The 24,945-nt window shown below is 52.3% G+C and carries 13 protein-coding genes; 11 read left to right on the top strand and 2 right to left on the bottom strand.

Annotated features, from left to right (window positions below):
* Window positions 1-48: 48 nt before the first annotated feature.
* Both ptsG and BM231_RS10590 read left to right on the top strand, forming a co-directional pair.
* Entirely contained in the window at window positions 49-1,758 is a 1,710-nt protein-coding gene (gene ptsG / locus BM231_RS10595; RefSeq protein WP_093519199.1) for a PTS glucose transporter subunit IIBC, read from the top strand.
* A 299-nt stretch (window positions 1,759-2,057) separates the two neighbouring features.
* A complete protein-coding gene (locus BM231_RS10590; protein WP_244527167.1) occupies window positions 2,058-2,813 on the top strand; it encodes a cyclase family protein in 756 nt (251 codons plus the stop codon).
* A gap of 48 nt (window positions 2,814-2,861) precedes the next feature.
* Here the strand turns inward: BM231_RS10590 and BM231_RS10585 are convergent, their stop codons facing one another.
* Window positions 2,862-4,079 carry an MBL fold metallo-hydrolase gene (locus BM231_RS10585; protein ID WP_093519197.1) on the bottom strand — a complete coding sequence of 406 codons (1,218 nt, stop codon included), beginning with the start codon at window positions 4,077-4,079 and terminating at the stop codon, window positions 2,862-2,864.
* A 347-nt stretch (window positions 4,080-4,426) separates the two neighbouring features.
* On the opposite strand from BM231_RS10585, the gene BM231_RS10580 reads away from it, so the two are divergent.
* The gene (locus BM231_RS10580; RefSeq protein WP_093519195.1) at window positions 4,427-6,058 is read left to right on the top strand and encodes a hypothetical protein; all 1,632 of its coding nucleotides are present in this window, start codon (window positions 4,427-4,429) and stop codon (window positions 6,056-6,058) included.
* 15 nt (window positions 6,059-6,073) lie between these two features.
* Here the strand turns inward: BM231_RS10580 and BM231_RS10575 are convergent, their stop codons facing one another.
* Window positions 6,074-6,667 carry a TetR/AcrR family transcriptional regulator gene (locus BM231_RS10575; protein ID WP_093519193.1) on the bottom strand — a complete coding sequence of 198 codons (594 nt, stop codon included), beginning with the start codon at window positions 6,665-6,667 and terminating at the stop codon, window positions 6,074-6,076.
* A 168-nt stretch (window positions 6,668-6,835) separates the two neighbouring features.
* On the opposite strand from BM231_RS10575, the gene BM231_RS10570 reads away from it, so the two are divergent.
* The 8 genes from BM231_RS10570 (at window position 6,836) to BM231_RS10535 (ending at window position 24,684) form a co-directional block, all read left to right on the top strand.
* Window positions 6,836-7,198: a hypothetical protein gene (locus BM231_RS10570; RefSeq protein ID WP_093519191.1), complete on the top strand. Its 363-nt coding sequence runs from the start codon at window positions 6,836-6,838 to the stop codon at window positions 7,196-7,198.
* A complete protein-coding gene (locus tag BM231_RS10565) occupies window positions 7,195-8,100 on the top strand; it encodes a phytanoyl-CoA dioxygenase family protein (RefSeq protein ID WP_093519189.1) in 906 nt (301 codons plus the stop codon). The genes BM231_RS10570 and BM231_RS10565 overlap by 4 nt, the downstream gene beginning before the upstream one ends.
* Before the next feature lie 4 nt (window positions 8,101-8,104).
* Window positions 8,105-8,437: an Mpo1-like protein gene (locus BM231_RS10560; RefSeq protein WP_063310107.1), complete on the top strand. Its 333-nt coding sequence runs from the start codon at window positions 8,105-8,107 to the stop codon at window positions 8,435-8,437.
* A gap of 155 nt (window positions 8,438-8,592) precedes the next feature.
* Window positions 8,593-8,967: a hypothetical protein gene (locus BM231_RS10555; protein ID WP_093519187.1), complete on the top strand. Its 375-nt coding sequence runs from the start codon at window positions 8,593-8,595 to the stop codon at window positions 8,965-8,967.
* A gap of 28 nt (window positions 8,968-8,995) precedes the next feature.
* Window positions 8,996-9,388 (top strand): GNAT family N-acetyltransferase, encoded by a 393-nt coding sequence (locus tag BM231_RS10550; RefSeq protein WP_208860267.1) that lies wholly within the window; start codon window positions 8,996-8,998, stop codon window positions 9,386-9,388.
* Between the two features lie 234 nt (window positions 9,389-9,622).
* The gene (locus tag BM231_RS10545; protein ID WP_093519185.1) at window positions 9,623-18,805 is read left to right on the top strand and encodes a DUF6603 domain-containing protein; all 9,183 of its coding nucleotides are present in this window, start codon (window positions 9,623-9,625) and stop codon (window positions 18,803-18,805) included.
* A gap of 27 nt (window positions 18,806-18,832) precedes the next feature.
* Window positions 18,833-20,935, top strand: a complete 2,103-nt coding sequence (locus BM231_RS10540; protein WP_093519183.1) for a hypothetical protein — start codon at window positions 18,833-18,835, stop codon at window positions 20,933-20,935.
* Window positions 20,932-24,684, top strand: coding sequence for a hypothetical protein (locus BM231_RS10535; RefSeq protein ID WP_093519182.1), 3,753 nt, complete (start codon window positions 20,932-20,934; stop codon window positions 24,682-24,684). The genes BM231_RS10540 and BM231_RS10535 overlap by 4 nt, the downstream gene beginning before the upstream one ends.
* Window positions 24,685-24,945: the final 261 nt, after the last annotated feature.

Genomic DNA, 24,945 nt, shown 5'->3' with positions numbered 1-24,945 from the left:
CAGGGGGCATGGCGTGTTCGCACACCATGCAACTCTGGGGGAAAAACAATGAGTACATTCTCAAACGCATTCGGAGCCTTACAGAAGGTTGGTAAGTCCCTGATGCTACCAGTGTCGGTTCTTCCAGCTGCTGGTATCCTTCTCGGCGTCGGCGCAGCTGACCTGCCATTCATTCCGGAATTCATCAACCACCTGATGGCTCAGGCTGGTGGTTCGATCTTCGGTAACCTGCCTATCATCTTCGCAGTTGCCGTTGCACTCGGCTTCGCTAAAAACGACGGTGTTGCAGGCCTCGCTGCTGTGGTTGGTTACGGTGTTCTTCTCGCAACAATGGGCGTTGTTGCAGAAACACTTGCGATCGAAACCAAGCCGATCCTCGGCATCACTTCCATCGATACCGGGGTGTTTGGCGGCATCCTCGTGGGCGCGCTGGCTGCGTTCATGTTCAATAAGTTTTTCCGCATCAAGTTGCCGGATTATCTAGGCTTCTTCGCGGGTAAGCGATTTGTGCCGATCATCACTGCGTTTGCCTGTATTTTCCTGGGTGTTATCCTGTCATTCGTATGGCCTCCAGTCGGCGGTGCCATCAACGCGTTCTCCCGTTGGGCAGCGGAAGAAAACCCGGAAGTTGCATTCTTCATCTACGGTGTGATCGAGCGTGCGCTGATCCCATTCGGCCTGCACCACATCTGGAACGTTCCATTCTTCTTCGAAGCTGGTTCTTACATCGATCCAGCAACTGGTCAGGCTGTCACCGGCGAAATCCAGCGCTACCTTGCTGGCGATCCGACTGCTGGTAACATGGCTGGTGGCTACCTCTTCAAAATGTGGGGTCTGCCTGCTGCTGCACTGGCAATCTGGCACTGCGCGAAGCCTGAAAACCGCACCATGGTTGGCGGTATCATGATCTCCGCAGCGCTGACCTCCTTCCTGACTGGTATCACTGAGCCAATTGAATTCGCGTTCCTGTTCGTAGCGCCAGTTCTTTACATCGCACACGCAATTCTGGCAGGTGTTGGCTACTCTTTGATGATCATGCTCGGCATCAAGCACGGCATGACCTTCTCACACGGCTTCATCGATTACGTTCTGCTTTACCCACTTTCCTCTAACGGCTGGATGCTGGTGGTATTCGGTCTGGGTTATGCGGCTCTGTACTACGCTGTGTTCCGTGTTCTCATTGTAGCCCTGAACCTGAAAACACCTGGCCGCGAAGCTGCGACTGAAGCATCTGCTGCTGTTGCCTCCGGTGATGAAGACGCGATGTCCGCAGCACTGGTTAAAGCCTTTGGCGGTGCAGACAACATCACCAACCTGGACGCATGCATCACCCGCCTGCGCGTCAGCACCGCTGATGTTTCCAAGGTTGACGATGCTGCCCTGAAAGCCCTCGGCGCCCGCGGTGTGATCCGCGTTGGCAACGGTGCACAGGCCATCTTCGGCACTGCCTCTGAGAACCTGAAAACCGACATGGAGATCTACCTGCAAGGCGGCGGTGCTTCCGCAAAACCAGCAGCAGAACAAGCTCTCGATGCAGCCGCGATCTTTAGTCAGCTTGGCGGCAAGGATAACGTGGTAGCTGTTGAAGCTGTGGCAAACACCCGCGTGCGCGTTGAACTGCGCGACATCGCTGGTGTGTCCATGCCGGACCTGTCCCAGGCAGGTGTTCAGGTCATGAAAGCCGGAGACAAAGCGCTCCACCTCATCGTTGGCGAAAAGTACACCACCCTCGCCAAGGATCTCTCTGCTCAGATCTAACTGACAGAGACCCAAGGTGCCTTTGGAGGTTTACCCTCCTCCCGAACCTTCAGGGGCACCCACCACCAAAAGCAGCACTCCCCGCCCGGCGAGTGCTGCTTTTTTGTGTTTGGGAAGCTGTACCGTTTAGGGTAGGAGCTTCTTCCTTGCCTGTTAACGCCGCTCAACCCTCCTTAACCCTTCTCACATACGCTTTTGAGCAAAACTACAGAGGGACGGATATGTGTGATGCGTGTGTTGTGCAGTTGGTGAGGGAACGGTTGTCGCGCCGAGGATTTTTGTGCGGAGCAGTGGCCTCGGTGGCGAGTGGCGCCGTGCTAAGTGCATCTGCTTTGGCGGCGACGGCAAATGTACTTCCCGATGCTGTTTCATTTTCAAACGTAGTGGATCTTACCCAGACACTGACACCGGATTTTCCAACGTTTGAGGGTGGTCCTGCGTTTGAGGAGAGCTATGAGTTTACCTTTGCCAAGGACGGGTTGAACCTGAAAACCCTCCGCTATCATGAGCATGTGGGAACACATTTCGATGCACCGATCCATTTCAGCAAAGACGGCCAGTCTATTGATGAGATCTCGGTTGAGAAGTTCGTTTGCCCGTTGGCCGTGATCGATGTGCGCGATCAGACGGCAAATAATCCTGACTACCGTGTTACACCAGAAGACATTCTGAATTACGAGCAGCAGCATGGGCCCATTCCTGACAGAGCCTGTGCTGCGATGCTTTCTGGCTGGCCGCAATTTGTAGGCACAGATAAGTACCGGGGAGAAGATGGCAAGGGTGTTCTGCACTTCCCCGGGTTTCACGAGGATACGGCTAAGTTCCTGATTGATGAGCGCAATGTCTACGGACTTGGCGTGGACACCCTGTCCATTGATTACGGGCCAACAAAAGACTTTCCCGTGCATTATCTGTGGTTGGGATCTGGCCGATATGGCATCGAGAATCTGACCAACTTGGATCAAGTACCGCTGGCAGGTGCGACAATCATTGCTGGCGCACCAAAGTTCAAAGGTGGAACAGGTGGGCCGGGCCGTGTCCTCGCGGTTTATTAAAGGCGAGAAGGAGAGCGGCATTCATCGGCTCTCCCTGTCTTCCGGTCGTTAGCTGGAGGGTGTTGCTACACTTTGAGGGGTACTCCCCTTCATCTCCTTGGCGCGCTTTACCGCGTCTTCCACCTGTGTTGCCCAGATCGGACGTTCCTCGGCATTTTTCCAAGGCACTTTTGGCCACCAGGCTTTCGTAGAGATGACTTGTCCCGGTTCGACAGAACCACCCGGCAGCGGTATGGCGACATCAACGCCGTACTTTTCTGCAGCTACCTTGACGCGTTCAACAGGCTCAGTCCAGTTGTGGGAGGACAGATCAAACAGCCCCCAGTGCACTGGCAGCATTGTTTTGCCCTTCACCAGTTTGTGCACCAAAACAGCCTGTTCTGGTCCCAGATGAGTGTCTTTCCAAAGCGGATTGTAAGCGCCCGTTTCAATCACGGTCAGATCAAATGGCCCAAGGCGTTCGCCAATCTCTTCAAAGCGATCATGCATGCCAGTATCGCCAGAATAGAAAACTGAGTGCTCCGGTCCGTTAAAGGCCCAGCCTGCCCAGAGGGTTGCATTCACATCGCTAAACGTGACAGAGCGGCCTGATCGGTGCCGTGAAGGGGTGGCCGTAACAGTTGTCTCCTCAACTTGCACAGATTGCCACCAATCGAGTTCGGTAATACTGGACTTGGAAACACCCCAATATTCCAGATGAGACTCAACCCCAAGCGGCACGATCCATTGTACCTGCTGCCGCGCCAGTCTCTGAACCGTCTCCATATCCAGATGGTCATAATGGTCATGGGAGATCACAACAGCATTGAGCTCAGGCAGGTCTTCCAAAGCGATCACCGGATCATAGAAGCGCTCAACGCCCACCCATGGCACTGGAGAGGCGCGTTTACTCCAGACCGGATCAATCAAAATGCGCGTTTCATCCATCTCGACCAAGAGCGTGGAGTGACCAAACCATGTTACGCGAGCCCCGGATTCCGGTGCTACATTGAGGCGATCACCAATTGTCTCGACAGGAATGTCTTGCTGCGGTCGATTGTGGTCGGTTGGTTCCAGAACAAACTGGCGGAAAATCTCACTTAACGGCCCGCGCACCATTGGCAACTCGTTTGCGAAACTATCATCACCCCATTGCTTGGACTGCGTTAGCTGCGCTTTGTGGTCATCATCTGGTTTTTGCCCCATGTTCGTGTAGGCGCTGGCGTAAATCGTACCAACGCCGATCACCATCACACCTAGCACGCCACCCGCAATCTTCTTAATCATTCGCTTTTGCAATCTCTTACATGCGAGCTTGAGGCACACAGCCTGCTCATCTTGCCCATTTCTCGCTGCTTAAATTAGGGAGCTGCAAGTGTACATACCAGACGCAAACTGTAAATTATGTGCGCCAGCAGCACTTCTGTGATGACCGTCACATTTTCAGTAGCTTCGAAGGCCAGAGTTACACTTTCATCCGTCCTCTCTGAAAATTACAATAAAATCTTTGCCCTTCTTCAATTCTCGATTAACTCAACGACGCGTTTCACGCCATCTCCCTTAAGATTGCTCAGTATTTTGGTCTTATAGGTAAGTAAGAAGCAAAAATATGCGCATTCGATTGGAGCATCTCGATGCCGAAGTCTGGCCTCACTCCCGAACAGAAAAAATGGACTGATCAGGTCCTTAAGCACTTGAATTTAAAGAATGTGGATGAGGTTCAACTGGACGAAACGCATTCTGACAATACAGAGCACGACAAGCGTCCCAATGAAGTGAATCCGGGGCAACCTGGAGCACGGCGTGCTCGCGTATTGGTTTCTAAAGACAGTACAGCTGCACATCAGGAACAGGCAGCACGCGCGGCAACTGAGTTTAAAGCTGAAATTACGCAGCTCTCCAATAGATACCAGGCGCTGGCAACAAATGCACAAAAGCTGGACGCGCAGGCCCGCAAACAGCTCGTGACAAAAGAGCATATTGATCTCTTCAAAGTACAGATCGAAAAGATCAGCAACACCTTCAAGCAGTTTAACAAGAATTTTTCTGGCCAGCAGCGACCTGATGCCGGAACTATAAGCGTGCTCAAGACCTTGCTGGATAAGGTCCAGTATCACATCACCGAGGGAAAGAAGGTTCTGCAGCAGGGATGTGAGCACGCTGATGCGATGATTGCCAAGGAGATGCCAGCTGTCGAGGCCTACCAAAACACCGTTGAAGACACTTTCAAGCATCGCGATGAGTTGACGCAATGGGGCGTTGATACCACTGACTTCGATAAGGCTCACCGTATTGCAAACCTTCCGCTCTTGCGCATGCAAAAGGCGATCTCTGATCATAGTTATCAGGGCCTGAAGTTCATGCTGGGTAAGATTGCTGGCAAGAAAGAAGCCTTTGTAAAGGCCTATGATGATGCCAAGGAGCAGATCGAGAAAAACAAAGAAGAGGCGCAGCAACAACTGGATAAAACACTTGCTGACGCCACATCCTTAAACAAACGTGCGCCAGAGCTTGAACACTCGCCCGAAGCGCTCACACAGTTTACCGCAGCTTTTGAAAAGGTTGCGACTTCCACTCCAAAAGGGCAGCAAGCTTTAAGCACCGGCGATTATCAAGGTGCAGCAGCCATTTTGCACGACAACGAAGGCGCACTGTTCCAGATGCAGCAGCTCTGGTTTAGCAATGCGACCACGGCAGATGGGGAAGCGGATCAGCCCATCGAGAAAGGCAAGCCAATCCCGACGCGCAAGAAGATTGAAAACCTGCGCCGTGCATTGGAGCAAGCCTATGAACGGTTGCCCTTTATCAAAGCTTCCCTGCCGAATGCCCATCAATATGAAGCTGAATGCAAATCACTGAAGACATTGCTCACTTCAGCTCAATCAGATCTGATTTCCGGAAGAATTGAAGACGCGGAAGAAAAGGTCCTGCCACTCCGAAAAATCCGCTTCCAACTTTACAGTCTGACCCATAAGGCCAAGGAGCAGGTTCAGTGGGTTGAAAAGCAGCTTACTCAGCTAAAAGACGATGCCAGTTCCTGGCTTGATCGTCGCAAAGACCTCAAGCTCATCAGCCAATCAGATGAAAATGCCAGACAAAGCTTCGACGCCTATGAAAAAGAAGCAGAAAACGTGAGAAATCACTTCGACAGCGCAGCAGGCCATATTGAAAGCGGCAAGGCAATACAGGCACAAAAATCCGTCGATGAAGGCATGACCAGCCTAAAGCGTCTGATCTCTCATGCCTCAGATATTGAACTGGACTAACCTCCGCATTGCGGTTTAGGGCTGCAGAAGTTTTCGGATGCTCCTCGCCAGAGCTTGTTTCGTTTCCGCGCTATCTGCGTTCTCTGTCATGAGCCAGCGTGTAAGCAACCTATGCGCCATGCCCATAATCGCCTGCCCTAACAGTTCAGCGGAAGTTTCATCCCAGACTGATCCTTCACTTTGACCATGTGCAATTGTACGGGTGGTTTCATCGTGTAAAGCAACATGAGTGAACTGGGTCTTACCCATCCAGTAAGCCTGTGGGATGTTCAAAAATACAACACGCGCTATGCCTGGGTTGGCAAAATAGAACTCACACCAGACATCCAGAAAGACCAGACACTTATCAACCGTGTTATCAGCAGTACCAGCGGCAGCCATTGCTTCTGCATAAAGGTTATCAAGATCTCCTTTAATGCAGGCGTAGAGCATCTCTTCCTTATTGCCAAAGTATTTGTAGACCGTTTGTGGGCTCACCCGAGCCTGCTGACAGATCTGCCGTATCCCTACATCCTGATACATCCCGGAGGAGAAGATCTCCAGAATGGTTCGGCGAAGTGTTTCAAGTGCTTCTGGCTTTATTGCTCTGCGGTCAACATCAACGGTCATTCCGATTGGCTCCCCCAATTTTTGCCATTGTATCTGGTTTTCGACTGTCTCCTAGTCGCCTTGTCCCCTCATGTACCGAAAAACACTCCAGTTTTGATCAAGATCAAATAACTTGACACAACAATAAAACTCGGTAACGCTGTTTCCATAAATTCAGGAGGGAGAACTTTGGGGGAGTTTCAAACTTATCTGCCAATTTACGCAGTGGTTCTCGCTGTTATACTCAGTGTCGGCGAAACGCTCATTTTAGTCAGAACCGATAAATATTGGCCGTTGTCTATCGACGACTATCTCGCATGCGGTTTACTCATCTTTTCTGCTTTGATTTTCGAAAGCACAATGGGCATCGCTCTCATGCTCTGCGCCTGGGCATTCATGTCTGGCAACCTCTATGCAATGCTGTTTACGCGGCTCGACCCGCAAACGGGAACCCGCGAACGCATACCAGCTCTCTCAATTCTTCTTGGTGCAGCCTCAATCGGTCTTGTTGCAACCTTCGCAACACTCATTTCAAGGATGGTTCCAGCATGACACTGACAGATACCGCTAACACAATTGATACAGGGTCCTACCAAAAGGATGGATACCTGTTTCCCATCAAAGTGCTTGGACCAGACAATGCCATCCGCATGCGTGCAGAACTTGAAGCAATTGAGAAGCTGCAAGGGCGTCCCATGGACAAAGCGCAGTGCAACAAGTCTTACCTTCTGTATGACTGGGCAGATGAACTCGTCCATCATCCGGTTATTCTCGACGCGGTTGAGCAACTGATCGGGCCGGACATCTTATGCCTGATGACCAACCTGTTCACCAAGGAGGCAGGCAGCAGTTCCTACGTTTCCATGCATCAGGACGCAGCCTATTGGGGCGTAGACGCTGATGATGTGGTCACCGCATGGGTCGCGTTGAGCCCGGCCACCGCCCAATCAGGTGTGATGAAGGTGGAGCCTGGCAGTCACAAATCCATCCGCACGCAAATCAACACCTACGCCAAAGACAACCTTCTCACCCGCGGACAGGAGATCCCGGAGGAAGAGCTGGAACCGGAAAATCAGATCTATATGGAGCTGAAACCCGGTGAGATGTCGCTGCACCATTTCAAACTCGTGCATGGCTCTGATGCTAACACCACAAGCGATCGCCGCATTGGCTTTGCAATCCGTTATGTGGCCGCCAAGAGTAATGTAAGCGCCGATAACCAATCTGCATTGCTGGTGCGCGGGCAAAACCACACAAGCATCATCATGGAGAAACGTGCGAAGGACTTGAACCCAACACAGCGCTATCGTGAACACGCCCGCGCCATGCGCAATTTGGTCAGGTCTATGCTTCTTCCACAAAAAGAGGCAGGATTGGGAGAGCGCGCAAGATTGTTCATCACGCGTCAAGCCGGGGTACTGCTAACATACTACCGGCAAATCAAGGGGGGATAACGCAATGAGTGAAGCAAACAATAGCCATAACCAGCAGTTTGGCAGTTTCAAAGAGTTCTATCCATTTTATCTGGCAGAACATGGGAATGTCGTCAGCCGCCGATTGCATTTTGTGGGAACCGCGCTGGTGCTTTCGCTGCTCACTTATATCATCTCATTCGGCCTATGGACGCTGCTGCTTGCGGTCCCAATCGTTGGCTATGGCTTTGCTTGGGTTGGGCATTTCTTTTTTGAAAAGAACAAACCAGCCACATTCAAGTTTCCGTTTTACAGCCTGCTTGGCGACTTTGTGATGTTCTTCGACATTTTGCGCGGCAAAGTTTCTATCCTGAAATAAAGTGCTTGAACCAGCTTGCGAGGACGGGCAAGCGGGCAAATTTTCAGCACAGCAGCAACGCAAAACCTGAGGTAAAGCCCACAGATCTTGGTGCTTGTATTGGTCATGGCAGCAACTCACAATGCTCATGTGACCAATACAAATCTGAGTGTCCTATGAAAAACCTCAGCCTGGCAGTTTCGCTTCTCATTGCCTCGTCCAGCATTGCCTCTGCCGGAATGACTTCTGATCTCAACTCTGCCATCGCGAATATGTGCGAGAAACTGAAGACCTGCGCATTCCAGCAAGTGGGCATCAACGCTGCCTCAAAGCAGACCCCGAAAGCGACTGCCATCAACAACAGCGTCAATCAGGCCTGTGCACTGATCAAAGCAGATTTCACCAGTGCGGCAACAACAAATACTCAGAAAAGAAAGGCAATTGCCTGCGCATCCTCAGTCACAAAAAAGACCTGTAGTGAACTCAGCCAACCCAACGCCCCAAGCCCCCCAGCCTGCAAAGGCTTCCAAAGCTTCAAACGTTCAAAATAGGCCAGCCCAAGCCCCCTCACCGATTGCCATGGACCTTACTCAGCAACCTTCACTAGCCATCAACATACGCCCAGCCAAAGCCACAGAGGTTGATCTGTTGGCTGCAATCGGGCTGGATGCCTGGCGAAAAGGCATCAAACCTCTCCTCCCCGCTTTTTGTGCGGAGGATGTGGACGCAAACAACCCTTTCCAGCCCTTCGTTCATGCCTGCATTGAGCATATTTTAGTTGCTCAACTCGGTGATAACATTGCTGGTTTTGCAGCAAGAGAATTCAACGATAACCGCATCACCGATCTCTGGGTCTGTCCCCTCTTTGAAGGCAAAGGCGTCGCCACAACTTCGCTCATGGCCCTAGAAGCAGAAATCCAAAACGCTGGCCACACCATCGCCCTCATCACAGTCACAGCCCATAACACCTGAGCTCGCCAGCTTTACACCCATTTTGGTTATGAAATGATCCGCAAGGAGACACTATATGATCGCATTTTAAGAACAAGGATGGAGAAGGTTGATTTGGGAAGATCTTTGAGACCCAAATTTAAGACCTTCATTAACCACGTTCTTTCTTGATACTTAGCCTTACTCACGCGGGCCTTTGTCGCCCGTCTTCCCTCACAGACTTGAATGCAACTCAAGATGTGAGGAACAGGCGCCGTGACAATAACAATAAATGAAAAAGACCTAGATGCTGCCACACTGCAACTGGCTGTACTCGCCGGTTTACTCATCCAAACAGAGGAAGGTTCCTCTGAATACTCGCTGGTGGAGGACTGGTTTTCTGATCCAATCTCTCATCTTGCTGACGGTCTTAAAAATCCCCAGAGCAATCTACCTGCCTTGATCAAAAAACTTATTGGTTCACGCAGTGGTGCTACTCTCAATGTTCCCAGTGCTTCAACAGATAGCCTCGGCACCTGGTATCCGCTGCTGCAAGCAAATGATGCAGAAACTACAGCAGATGTGTCCGGCCCATACCTCATTTCCAGACCAGCAACTCAGGGCGGACTGACATATGGGGTGGGTTTCCAGACAGTTCAAAATATCTCCACCGATCTGCAGGCCAGAATTTGGGGCCTGCTTCCGATTATCATTGTGAATGGATCGCCTGAGGTGGCGCTGACAGATCCGGACGAGAGTATTGTGCTGGGTGTCGAGATTGCCAGTTCATCGGGACCGATTGTCGAAGTCGCAGGCTTTTCATTAGATGGCCTTCAAATGAGCGTCGCTATGGCTCCTGCGAATACAACAGGTTCTCCCGTCGACATTAGTCTTGAAATTCTTCAACTTAAGATTCCAGGAGAGGCACAGGCCAACGATGTTAACCTAGCCGATTTCCAAGCCGTTTCTAATGAAGAAATTATGGGAGCTGTACGAGGGCTTCTCATCGCGGCGGTGGCGCAGGTCATGCCAGCAGACTCGCCTGAGATATCCTTACTGTTCCCTGCAATAGGCTTTGGCGGACAGGTTGCTGATATCGGAGAGGTCCCTGCCCTTGACTGGCTCTCGTTGCTTGAGAACAGTGAAGACCTGACCAAGCCCTTCGTCGATTGGCTCCTGCAAATTTCTAGTGATACCAAAACGCTCAATGCTTGGGGCGCTGCATTGACTGGCTTGATCACTGGCACAATTACACAGGCCTCTGGCGAAGGAACTCCAGCAGCCCCCTATCAGTATGCCCTCCAGACCTTCGGAAGCGTTGGAACGCTATACCTGATACTTCAGGCAACGACTAGTAATGATGGCACAACTCACTTGCTGCCAGGTTTGGCGTTTGATGCAGATGCCGTCGCTTTGGGAACATCGGAAGCTCAACTTGTTCCGTCGGCTTCGCTCACGTTTGTTGATCTTGGTTTCAACAGCGGTGCCCTTTCTGTTGCACCTGCACCATTTGCTGCTCAGCTTACCCTTGAGAGCAAAACCCAAGGCTCGGACCTCATCAGTGCGATATATGATGGCAAAGCCTTTGCGGTTGGATCACTGGAGCTGGGGATTGAACTCACTCCATCCGGTGAGAATGTAAACCTCTTGCCGAAGTTTGAGCTTGTTTCCGTTGAAATTGCCGGCTCCTCACACGCCTCTCTCAATCTGTTGCAGCCGGAGAAGGTTGCAAGTGTCGTTGCTGGTGATCTGGCATCTGCGGTGAGCGAAAAGCTCCACGATTTACTGGGCACATCTGCGGGTACACCTGGTTTTGCTCTTTCTGTCTTGATAGGCCTTGCTGCTCCCACCAGCAGTGGTTGGGCGCAGGATCTTGCACCTCCTCTCAGCACGGATGAGTTTGCAAGTAACATTACAGATCCCTTAGGAGCTCTGCAGAAGTGGTATTATGCGGTCCTTAATGCGGATCAATCAATCTCTGGTGCACTACCTGCCCAATGGATTGCGCAGATGATAGCAACCTTGATGACCAGTGGTTCACAAGCGGTCTCGATATCATCTGCAGCCGGAACTTCGCAGGATCCCTGGCTATTCCCGCTCATGGGCGCTCAGATCAAAGCTTATCTGCGTGCCTATACAGAAGATGCAAATCTGATTGTCGGACTTCAGGTCGGAGCAGATTTTGAACTGAGTTCTGAAACCCCGCTGAACATCTCGCTTGGTGCCGACCTTCTCACATTGGAAACTTCCAGCGCCGATCAAGTACTGTCAGGCGCAAATGCTTTCAATACGTTGAGCTTTCAGATTGCATTGCCAGAAGGCGTCACCACCTCCGCGGTCTCCGGCATTACCCTTGGTATTGAAGGGGCTGATGCGCAGGTCAGCTGGTCATCAGAAAATGGGTTTGGCTGGCAGATCAATGTGGCTCAATCTCAGTTGAAAGACGGTGACACGGTTGTCGCAAGTGGCAGCAACCTGGAATTCGCACAAGGTGTGTCCTGGGTCGATAAATTATCCGGTGCGGGTGCAGCCACTTTTGCTCCTTTGCTCGCTGGGATTAGCGGTTTGGCTTTGCTGCGCACAGGCACACGCGCAGGCTTGCTGCTGGATGGGTGGTTAGGTCTGCTTGGCGGAGCAACTGCACAGAACATGCCTACGGGCATCACGTGGCCTGAAGGTATGCCACGCGTTGGCGCTGATATCCTCACCAATCCATTGGAGGCGATCAACCGGCAGATTAATAGTCTGCTTTCTGAGCAAACACAGGCACAAGCCGCACTGTCTTTACTTGGCTGGGCTTTAAGTGATGATGCAACCGCGCCGCAGATCTCAACTTCAAGCAATGGTGATCCCTACCTTGTCCCATTGCCGACGTCCACGGGCATAAATCTGGCTATCTGGGACAAGGAGGACGCAGGAGACGGTGTTATCGTTGGTTTGCAACGGACTTTTTCTCCAGAGACTCTGGGCGACATTGTTATCTCCGTTGAGACTTCTGCTGAGCTGTACTCCAGCTCGACTTCGACTGACTCCCACACGCCTTCTGTCACCCTTCTTGCCGGTTTGACGGGTCTAAATGGAGATCTCATCCAGAACACATTGAGCTCCGCCCAGATAGGTCTCACATTGGTGCTCACCTCAGAGGGCCCGGCTATGGCGCCAATTTTGTCGGTGACCCCTGCTGATGAGAATACGCCCATCAGAATAGATTTTGACAATCCAGCAACCGTTCTTTCAGCCGTCCATAGCGAAGTACTGCTAACCCTATTGAACAAAGGCGTTGCAGCACTTGTGGGCGCTTATGGCGGTAATGAAACACTCTCCAAGCTAGGCGGACTACTGGAAACAGCTGGCCTTGCAGTAATGGTGGATGGACAGTTCGCTTTGAACGCTCAAGCATGGCTGCAACTCACAGCCGCTCCGACTTCGTTCTTTAAAGAGGCGGGAAATTATCTGCTGGAGCAGGTTGAGCAACGAGAGGATCTGATCAACCTCATCAAGTCTGTGTCCGGACTTGAATGGCCTAGTGTTCCAGAGGAACTGCTGGCTGTTCTAGCAGCTCTTGACCTGATCACCTCCAAGGAGGATGGCTACCTCCCTGTCCCGAACTCAATTCTGGCATTGATTTCAAATCCTGCATTGTTCCTCCCAACGCAACTTTCTGCGTTGATGAACAGTTCAGAGAAAAGAGCTGCTCTAGCTGCTGCTTTTGGTCAATCCACAGCCACAGCAAGTTTTGGTCCACTGGAACTGACGGTCCTGAATGCAAATGACTTTAAATTGGAGTTTTCCAGTCCGGTCGCATTCGGTTCCTCCCTTCAGTTGGGTGGATCCATCAATTTCGATTTGACCAGTGAAAGTTTGACCTCATCAGTGGATCTAATCACACCCCAGATCGAGAGTGGTTTGACGCTCTCCCTTTCTAGCAACAGTTTTGAAAGTGCTGAATTTTCAGCCGCTGTAATGCTTGGTTCCTCTGAGGGCTCACTGAAGCCGACACTTGTCACTCTTTATCCATTTGATGCGAACACCTTCTTACAGGATCTTGAAAAAACTGTTCCAGCCATGTTGCTGGGTCGTGTCGTTGCGGACGCTTTAGACACGGTCCTCAGTACTCATCCCGTTGCAATGGGTGTTGCCGATACCCTCGGCCTTACCAAAACAGGTGAAGATGATCGTACTTACATCACATTGCCAATACAGTTCATTGAAAATCCTAGTGATTGGCTGCTGGAGAAAACTCAAATAGGCCTCAACGGCGTCTTTAATGTGGAAGGCCTGAGCCGTTTGCTTTCGCAACTTCCAGCAGAGGGTACACCCGGTTCCGGCATTTATCTGAGGCCCGCAGATAACGGCGTAACGGTTGCAGGCCTGCCATACAATCTTGAACTGGTATTTACCGCAGATGTAGATGCCAATCAGTTTTCTATCTCACCACGGTTGGCGGAAGAACTGCAGCTTTCTGATGACTTCTCAATCTCAGAACTCTCATTCGGGCTGGCTTTAACGCCTGATTTGGTTCCGGTTCCGACAGCTCAGATCGCGTTGTCTGGTTCTATCTCAAGTACGGCTCCTCAATTCGAACTGACCGCCGGCTTTGATAACACCTTCATGTTGTCTGTAGGGCGGCATGAAGGCCCAACCTTGAGTCTTATCCCCTTTAACGGCTGGATGGAGTTTGCAGAGGATGTAGCAGCACAAGCGGCCCAAAACCTCATTTTAGAGGCAACAACCGAGTTGCTATGTAAACTGAAAACTAGCGGTGCTGCAGACTTTATCAACAAACTCGAAACCGCTGCGGAAGCTCTTCAAATTTCTGAACTTGTTGATGAATTGATCCAGTCAGCGACTGAAGCAGATAGCGGCCAGTCTCTGGAAGAAATTGCGATCGAATGGATCAAGCAGAGGCTGTCTACCGTAAATGCTTCAGCTACAGCACAAGCGGTTGCCACACTCCTCTCTACTGAGTTGGAAGGAGTGTCCGCGCATGACGGGTTGGTCATTTACAAACTGGATCAGAGTGGTTCCTCTCAGATTTCTTTTGGTAGTAAAGATGGTCTGGTTGGTCTTTGGGCTATGGCTGGATTTGATGCCGGATCGGGTATTCAGGTTACACTCTCTGAAACCGGAGTTGGCTATCCCCTTGCGACCGGTGGTGACATTCAATTCGATATGGGGCTGAGTGTAGAAGCTGACCTGTTTAGTAACACCGGTCCGCGCATCGCGGTGGACTGGTCTAACAGCAAGAGTTTCTCTCTTATCTTCAATCCCATTGGAGCTGGTAGTGCCTATGAGGTGTACAATGCACAACTTCTGCCCGTGCCATTCCCCGGTGCAGATGGAACTGCAGGCGGTGGTATAGATGCATGGCTAGAAGATCTGGCCTTACATGTTCTGCCGCGTTACGCAGCACTTGGTTTGCTCAACGCAAGTGTCACAAAGGCGTGGCTCACTCAAAAGCTATTGGGTGGAAAGATCCCAGCTCCCGGCACTATTCTGAGGTCCATAGGATTGATCAGCGAGGATGATGGCCTCTACATACCCGCATCTCCGGAGGCAATGGCAGATAAAACGGTCAGCAGCGTACTTAGCTCTTTGATCAACTCAATTTTAGGCACATTAACTGCTGGTGCTCCACTTACTCTTGTATCCTTACCAGATGACGGCAAACTGCAAATCAGTTCAGACACCAGTGACGGTTCGGAGACAACATCAGAGTACACTTTATCACTCGTGGTCCCGAGTATTTCGATCAAAAACAGCGGTGTTGCCCTTCAGCTTGGTAACTCAGAAGCAGGTGACTGGATTAAGCAGGCCGGAAAATCCAACACTGACGACTACAAGCCCGGTCTGGCCGTCACGCTCAGTGTACCTGATGACGGGCCAGATTTTGAGCACATGCAGTTTTCAGCGGCCTATATTGGTGCGTCTCTGGATGGGAAAAACGGCAAACCACTCATTGACCTCTCGCGTTTTTCTCTAGGAGGTATCACCGCTCAGGGTCTTCTTGCTCTGAAGTTTGGACAAGGTGATCCTGTTGAAAGCTATGGCGCCGGAGGTGATCTGGTCAACATTGCATTTGCACTCAGCCCCGGTTCCGTCACAGGTTCCAGTGCAAACCCAGTTGCTCAAAACTTGCTAGGGTCTTCGTCCTCAAGTGCTCAAGGCGCTAAACCTGCTGTAAACCCCGCGTTTGATGCAACTTTGGGTTGGATCTCAGACGGCACCTTTGGCGCCGCACTAGAACAAGACGGCAAACCAGTTTCAGAAATTTACCTGCCAGTTCAACGTAGTTTTGGTCCCTTGCAAGTGGATGGTATCGGTGCCGATTGGCACGCCGACACACATAGCCTCGGGATGCTGTTTGATGGCGGCATTGAAACCACGGCTGTGACGCTGGAGGTGATGGGACTTGATATTACTATTCCCATCACGGACCCAACCAACTTCGATGGGTATGGTCTGGATCTTTCCGGCCTTGCATTAGCCTTCAAAGGTGGCACGGTTTCCCTTTCCGGTGATCTGCTGAAGCAAACCCGTGACAACATCATCAGCTATGACGGCGAGATCAACGCGTCCACCAGTCTTCTGGGTCTTACAGCGGTTGGCTCCTATGCCCTCATGCCTGCCAATCCAACAGATGGAGAAACCCAAACCACGTCACTGTTTGTGTTTGGTGACGTACGCACCGGTGGCGCGCTTGGCGGACCGCCAGCCTTCTCCATTCAAGGCTTTGCCGGTGGCTTTTCAGTCAACCGTGGCCTGACATTGCCGGATGTGAGTGAAGTGGACAGCTTCCCTCTCATTCAGGCGGTCTCTGATCCCACATTCATAGCGGAGGGAAGTTCCCTAGGTCAGGTGCTGGCCAAATTTGATGAGGTCATCCCTCCCCAAATCGGTAATTACTGGGGCGCAGCTGGCATGAATGTCTCCAGCTTTGAGCTGGTGGATACCTTTGCCATGCTCATTGCGAACTTTGGCGCCAGCTTCTCATTTGATGCAATTGGTCTGGCAAAGGCGACCATGCCGCCAAACGCCTCCTTCGATAAGGCTCTGGCCTATATCGAGCTGGGCGTCACCATGAGCTTTGATCCCTCTGACGGTGAGTTTGCACTCACAGGCCAGCTCTCTCCAAGCTCGTTCCTGCTCTCTCATGACTGTCATTTGACCGGTGGTTTTGCGGTCAGAGCATGGTTTGGCGACAACGAGAATGCCGGTGATTTTGTCATCACTCTGGGCGGATACTCACCTGCTTTCACACCGCCGGATTACTATCCAGCTGTGCCACGGGTTGGTTTTGACTGGCGCATCAATGATGACACATCCATCACCGGGGGCACCTATTTTGCCCTCACCCCAAGTGCCATCATGGCCGGTGCTGATCTAAGTGCACAGTTCCATTCCGGTGAACTTCATGCCTGGTTTGATGCTGGTGCGGACTTCCTGATCAGTTGGGCGCCGTTCTACTACAACATTGATGTGCACGTGGATGTAGGTGTTTCCTACACCATCGACTACTGGATCGGTTCCTCAACTTTCTCTGCATCTCTCGGAGCTGGTCTGAACCTGTATGGCCCACAAACTGGAGGTTCGGTCTATGTAGACTGGGTGATCATTTCCTTCTCCATTCCGTTTGGAGATGGTGGATCAAGCAGTCAGGCAGCCTTGTCGTGGGATGCATTTGCACAAAAATTTCTGCCTAAGAATGCTCAAAAAGACGACGAGATCGTCCCACTGATTGCGGCTGTTCAGGCAGGTCAGGTGTCAGGTGCAGCGGCCAATACGGTGCAGGCCAAGACCGCAGAGTTCAAGATCACCTCGGCTATTCCGGCGACCTCGGCCACGTTCACGAACACCTCCCAGACCTTCAACGGTTCTGCTCCTATCGGCGTGAAGCCTGTGGGTTGGAAAGACAGCGTAGATACGGAGCTGACCGTTTCCATCACATCAGCAGACGGAACAGAAGAAACATCTGGTTTTACTGTGGAGACAATCACCAATGGCGTGCCGTCCGCTCTCTGGTCTGATGGCAGTTCGACAGCTGGTTCATCTGACGAAGATGCAGTCATCAAAGACGCAATTGTTGGACTGGCCATCGGTACCACTGTGTCTCAACCAACTGGTGGTGTAGGCCCAATCACGATGAGTTCGGCTTACAAGCCAACCTGTGCACAAAGCTCGGATGCGCCGCTGTCATTTGCGGATATTCCGCAGATCAACGGAGATCAGCCGGAAGCACAGGACAATGCGTTTGATGTCATCCAGTCGACCATCGCATCGACAAGTGTTGAGCAGACCAGATCCGCAATCAGCACGGCACTGAACAGTGTGAATCTGACTGCCATAGACAACCCGGATCTGAGTATCATGAAGGAGTATGCCGATCAGATCATGATTGCGCCTCCACAGCTGGCAACCATCGGCACTTATGTGGACACACCGCCGGTGGCCTCCAGTACACCGCCGGCAATTGCCCAACCTTCCACCGACACCTCTGGCTCATCGGAGGTCTTGGAGCACACAGGAAAAGGCAGCGTGGATCTGGTTGCATATGGCAGTTTACGAGAACTTCGTGGAGTAACTGAAGCTTCTGGCGGTTTGCCATCCAGAAAACGTGTCCGTTGGACATGGCGCAGTCTAACACCGTTCCACTACAGGATACCTGAGGTCTCCGCAGAGTCAGGTCGTGCTTACCTCTTTCAGGCGTCAAAGAACACATCACCGCTGCACCTCGATCTCAGCGAGTTCAATGGCGTATCGCTCAGAGTTGTTGCATTGGATCGGGCGGGCCGTGTTCTGCTTGAAACAGAAACCCGCGGTCAGTCTATGGCCTTGCCAGCTAAGACATACCGTGTAGCGGTGTTCTGTGAAGCTGGTCAGGGTAGCGCTCCATTCCACCTTGATGGCTGGATGATCGATCAAAAGCTGATGCTGGCCGGAGACGGTCGCTTGATCGGCGAAGGTTGCACGGTCTTCACCCGCGGAGCCTTTGAGCAAACCACTCGGTTCAAGCTCGGTCCCGTTCTGATGAAGAATGTCATCAATGCAGACGTGCTGGAGCACGTGAATGGCACAAGCATCAATGGCACTCTTGAGACCTGCTTCCCGAGCGGCGCACGGTCCATCGCGATCACGGTTGGAGCTGGTGAGGTGTCTGTGCAAGACATCCTGATCAAGCATGGCACTCAGGTTGGCGGCTGGAAACCGGCCACGCCTTCGCAAACGCTCGATCTGGGTGAGGCGAAAGTCTTCTTCTTTGAAGGCACAACTGATCAGCCGGTGCGTCTACGTACAACAGCAAGCCCGACCATCAAGGGCGTGTTTGCCAGCACGCAGTCTCCGTCAGAGCTCAAAGCCACCTGGTCCAAGCAGTCCCTCGGTTCATTCGCCGCTCCTGTCTCAGGTAAGGCGAAGAGCAAAGCGGCAGGCCAGATCGCGCTGACGCGCAGCGCTGACTAGAACCAGACGAAGAAAAGGAATTTTCCAATGCAAGAACAAGACTCCAACACCTCGTCTGGCCTGACTGCTGGACAAGTTGAAATCTACGACAAGGATGCACCAGCCCTTCCATCGGGCAACTACACTCTGACGGTTGATCAAGCCGTGAAGCAGGATGGAACCTGTGCAGTCAGCTCGTCGAACGACGATCAATGTACAGCCTACTCCACATCGCTAGATTTTTCTGTCACAGGCCCCAAGCTCTCCATGAGCACGGATCAGGTGGTGGAGGTCTTTCCTCCATCCCGCTCCCCCGGTGCCTGGCAGGAAACACTGCCCTACATCACGCTCAGCTCTCCTACTCTTCCGTGGGAAAGTGAGCTGACAGTACCAAACACATCGGAAAATGCACCGTGGCTGGCGCTTGTGGTGTTGACCGAGGACGAACTCGGCGGGGCTGGTCAGCCTGTTACTTCCGGCACTGTCGGCACACTCATCAACCCGTCTTCGGCAGACATTCTGGCGCCTGTCATCTCTCCTGCCCCAACCACACAGGAGCAGGAAGAAAAGATCCAGATGCTCGACATTCCAAAGGATGTGTTTACGGCCAACATGCCCTCTGCAGCGGACATGAGGCTTCTTGCTCATGTGCGTAGAACAAGCACCGATGATGGCACCGCAACTGGAGAAGCTGGTACAGAAACCTACTCCGTCATCGTCGCAAACCGGCTCCCTCAAACCGGTAAGAACAACTCTGTCTTTCTGATCAGCCTTGAAGGTCTTGGTGATTACTTGCCAGGTGGCAGCCAAAGCATTGCGCAGGCTAAAACCGCTGTGCGGGTCGCTGTGCTTTACTCCTGGCAAATGGGCACAGTCACAGACACCGGTGATTTTTGCTCGAACTTTCAGGAGATCTCTGAAAACGGCAGTACCGGCATGCTCAAGATTGACAGTAGTCTTGAAGGGCAAGCCGGGACAATTCTGGAGCAGGGTTTTGTCCCCCTCACCTGGAACATGCGTTCTGGCGAAACCATGACAGCATGGTATCGCGGCCCCTTTGCGCCCGTTGCCACAAAAGAAGACTTGATCGTACCGCCGCAAACCTCCGGCATCCTGCCTGCTGTTTTGCATAGTGATCAGCTGCTGCGATACAATCAGTCAAATGGCATCTTTGACGTTTCATACGCTGCAGCCTTTGAAGTTGGCCGCCTGCTGGCGCTGTCATCTCCCTCATATCTGACGCAGATTGCAGGCTGGCGTTCTGATGCAGTCAGTCAAGCGCTGGACCTCACCAACAACGCGTATAGCGAAGCGCGGGATTATCTCAGTTCTGGTGGAGCAACATCTTCTGAGAGCACACCTCCTCCTCCACCGGTCAGCATTCAAAACTGGCTGGCCCGTCAGGCGCAGCTCACCGGCCTGCCATTTTCCTATCTGGTTCCGAATGCGAGCATACTGGACGCTGAGCAATTGCGTTTCTTCATCGTGGACCAGAACTGGATCTACTACTTCCTCATGGGTGCGTTGAGTGTTGGGATTTTGGAAGACAGCTCCCTCGCACATCATCAGGGCAGCGCGCACACCACTGTCACGCAGGCCATGACACAGGCGAACAATGGAGAAGGTTGGGTTGAGCCCATCACAGGGTACCTGCTTCGCTCCAAACTCGTCACTGACTTTCCAAAGATGACCGTTTCAGCAAAAGCTGCCAACAATAATCCTCTTGTCTGCCTGCAAAAGCAGAACCTTTCCAGCTCAGTTGCTTTTGGTATGTTTTATGGCGTCCCGAAGAGTGTCAGCTTCACTCAACCAGAACGACATTTGCAGTTCGGGATTTTCTCTCACAACGACGGATATGTGATTCCCGCCCGCTACATTTCCGGCTCCAATGCCGGAAGTGAAATTCCAGGTGAAAGCACCGGTGCTGACGACGTTGCTGTGTCCATGCGCACAGGCAGCACAGGCGTGGTGAGCGTGGATGCAACTGCCCGGCAGTTGGCTGCAGTCATCGCCGCAAACGACAGCATATTGCAAGACACTTCAGACCTGACATCCGGTCAGTTTGCTATTCAGCTGATCAAGCCTGCTGGCAGTTTCACCTTCAGCTGGTCCTCAACTTCCCAGAATAACACCAATGGAGAAGCAGCATGACGTACAATGAAACCGCAGTCTCTCCCGTGGTAAGCGGACCACGCATGATTGTTCCAATGCAGATGGATTGTTTGCTGGTTGGCACGCCCAATCAAAAGGTAAACTGGGCCAAGCTGGGCCTGAACTATGACGACCTGCTGAACGGCAAGTCCGCCATCACAACCGAAGTTTCTCCAAATTACGCATTGGAAACAGGTGCACACCTGCACTTCACCGTACCTAAGGCACTGCGCCATGGCACGCAAAACGAAGAAGGGGTGATGAGCTATCCAGACCTGCCAAACCGTTGGCTGGTTACGCGCATTCTCTCGACATCTTCGGCTGCAAAGCCTGAGTTGGCCTCCTGGATCATCGAAAGCGACTATCTAAGTGAGGTCACACCGCAAACGGAGGCACAATGGCTGCTCAACACAGCTGCCAACTCAAAAGACACACCTCAGCTCGTGGCCAAAGGTCTGGGCCGCGCGATGCCATTGGCTGAATGGAATGCCGACCCGCTTTCTGATGCCGCTGATATCACTGCAAGTGCCCCCGGTTCCATCCGGTGGGCGGCGGCTTACAGCGGCACACAAAACGTGCTCTCCTTCCATGATCCGCTGACAAACTATGATGCGGAAAGCGTAACTGTAGGCTACATGGTGATTGGTTGGTATCAGCCTGTCACGCAGGACCCCTTCGCGGGTGTTTCCCAAAAGTCGACTGCAGAGGATGCGGAAGCTCTGTGGCAGCAGATCATGACCGAGTTTGCCTGGACACTTGCAGGCGGCGAGACCGAAGCAAAACAGGATTGGGAAAAGTGGCTTGCCGCAGAATACCCTTCCTCAGCAACCACAGAATGGATCTACCCCAGCCAGATGCTGTGTAACAGCGTCTACCTAAATCTGCCGTGGCAGGGCAAAGACCACGATTACACTCCTGGGTCTTCCGGGGTCACGGATCTGGCTTTGTCTGTCGGGCAAAGCTCCAGTCAGGCTTTGGCAGCATTGCTTGCAGCAAACACAGCAAGCGAAACAACGGCCTCAACAGCAGTTACAAGCACTCAGAAGAATGATCTCCTGACGTCCGTGTTCGGCAATTTTCCAGCCGATACGTACAGCAGCACCGTCAACTTTGATGCCACGGCTCAAGCCGCCATCTTCTCTCCCAAACCCGGAGGAACCCAGTGGGTTGTTCGCCCCGCCAACGCTAACAATGCAGCTCCCGGCACATTGCCTGCAAGCAGCTCCGCCATTTCCGTAAATCTTACTGATGCTCAGGTCTCGCTTCTGGTAGAGCTCAACCAGTCACAGGCAGAGGTAGACCAAATCTCTAAGTACATTGCAGATCTAAACTGGAGGATTTTTGCGGTTGCCTACCTTGAAGAACAAGCAAAAACAGCAAACAACAACGGGTTTGACGCAACCCCTTACACAACTGCTTTGGCTGCCTTTAAGTCTGAAGTGGATGATCAAAACACCAAACTTACAAACGCAACCAAGTCCGTAAATGATCACAAAGGTCAGCTGGAAACCAGCGTTGGTTCTACATTTCAGGTTTTGCAGAGCCCGCTTTCACAGTTCATGTCTCCCAATGACCCGACAGTGATTGTTGCAGGCAAAGGGATCGCAGGCCAGACCTTAGTCACCGCAGCTTCAGCAACCCAGAAAACCATGCTGGAGGTGCGGGTAACGGGAGAAACCCTGAGCAAATTCACATTCTCCTGGACATCGGATTACAGCAGCAATCCCATCTCTGGAAGCGTGTCAGCCTCTACCTTGTTTAGCGACCTCGGGATTACCAGTTCCTCGCTTCTTCCCGTTGAGTATCAATGGCTTCTGGCAGAAGCGATCCTGCTCAATCCGGGCAATGCTCAATACATTGCGAGCTTAATTGCAAGTGAAGCCGGACAAGAGCTTACGGCCAGCGAGCTGGAAACATTCGGTAATGCGATCATCACCGCACTGCAAACGATTTATCCAACCACCGGCAGCGATGAAGATCACGATCCGGTTGCCAAGGCTCCCCAGTACTTTGCTGGTGTCGTCCCTTCTGAGGTTGGTGTGAACCTGTCTTACTCAGCACCATGGATCCCTTTGGTTCTGGATTGGAAAGCAAACTGGTACCCGGACACATCACAGTCTTTAGGGTCTACAGGCAGCGGCCCGTTTGAGCTGAGCGGCCAGACAATCCTGAATGGCACCGCTTTTGGTGTCTTTTCCTCCAGACTGCAAAACTTCATCAAGTCGTCACCGCAGTTCAGCAAGCTAACTGCAGAGGAACAATCGTTCCTGACTGATGCCGAAGCAACGGGCACTGGCTTTGACGTGCTCATTCAGACCATGAGTGGTTTTGAAGAGGCGTTTTTGGGCCGCAAGCAGGAAATGTCCATGCTCACCTCTGATGACCCTGACATTCGGCAGGCAATCCTCTCGGCATCCTCTGCTGTTCCAACAAATACGGAACTGTATGCACCTTTAAGAGCGGGGCGTTTTGAGTTTACCGGCGTTTACATCGCAGACGCCTTTGGTCAGGTTCTGAACGTGATTGATGATGGCGAGACGACCAATCCGACAGTGACAATTCCACCGGCACTGCACTCAGATTCCGGCGCGAACTTCGCTGCATTGGAGCCAGCTTTGCCGCAACCGGCAAAGCTTGATCTCACGCTGATGAGCGCAGCAACCTTTAACGACTCTGAGGAGACCTCAGTCTCCGTCCCTGTCAACTCTGCCAGTGCCTCTACCCCCATCATCGGCTGGCTTCTGCCAAACCGGCTGGAACAGTCCATGATGGTGTTCGAAGCCGACGGCACTCCCGCAGGCACAGTGCGGTCCATCTACTCTGAAAACAGCGCTGGTTTGCGTTGGGAAAGTGCCCCCGGACAGCCGATCTCTCTGGGAACGCCTCCAACAGTTCAAAACCCACGGTTTGAAGAGATGCTGACCGGCTTGCTGGCAACCCAGCTCTCAGAAAGTGACGCCGCACTGGAAGGGCTGTTGCAACTTGCAGCGCTCAACAGCTGGGCTATGAGCGCCAAAGGCGGTCAGCCGCTGAATGGCAATCTACAGGAAATGCTGGGAACTCCCATCGCCGTGGTCAGCGCCAGATTGGCATTAACACAGCAAGGCCCGCTGATTTTGGACCCTGCTGATCTCACCGAGACCAGCTTACCCTCATCTCCGGTACAAGGGTATCAGACGACCTGTTCCATTGGCGACTTTGAACTGGCAGCCTCCGGTGTTCTGGGCAGCTATGTCAATGGCGATTTCAGCCAGCTAATCACGGCAAAGAACTATCAGCAGGAACTGACAAATGCCTTAGCAGAGTCGGTGAAGCAAACACTGACCCGATCAACACCTGAGACAACGGGAACCTACATCAACTCCGGTGCGGATATTCCCATCACAGTGAGCAGCACACAGGCTCCCGCGTATGTTGAACTGGTTCTGCTGGTTGATCCACGCGGTCAGATCCCGGTGACATCCACATTGCTTCCTGCAAACTGGGCTCAACTCACCCCGCAAATGATCGCCCCTGCCCTGCAAAACATGTCTGCCAACTTCCGGGTTGGTCCGATCCTGACGCCAGCAGATGCGATCAGCCTACCCCTGCCCGGCGGTACACAGGGACAATGGCAGTGGGTGGAGGTCAAAGGCACTGGCTGGGAGGTAACTTCTCATTTGCTCACCCCGGACACCAGCCCACAACTCGGCAGCGCCCCCGCCGTCATCCGGGACGGCTGGCTCTCCATGCCCAATGTCGAGAAGTAACGGAACAGAGTGAGGCTTCGGCCTCACTCTAAGTTTGCTGTATTTTGTTCAGCAATTACAGATAGACTTGTCTTAACAACGTAAGTTTCACGATGGCAAAGCAAAGCAGCACACTTCTAAACGCAATGCTGTGCTTTAAGAAATTTCATAAGTGTTTCAGTGAGTTTGTCTTTTTTCTAGCATTTTGAGGATACGGGAGAAGCGAGAAAAAGACTGGGTTGCCGCAAAGGCAAAGCCCTTCCAGCCAGCGAAAATAAAACG

This window comes from Pseudovibrio ascidiaceicola (assembly GCF_900114245.1).
Taxonomy (GTDB): domain Bacteria; phylum Pseudomonadota; class Alphaproteobacteria; order Rhizobiales; family Stappiaceae; genus Pseudovibrio; species Pseudovibrio ascidiaceicola.
Note: the sequence above shows the minus strand (reverse complement) of the source record. Positions and strands in the feature narration are given on the sequence as shown.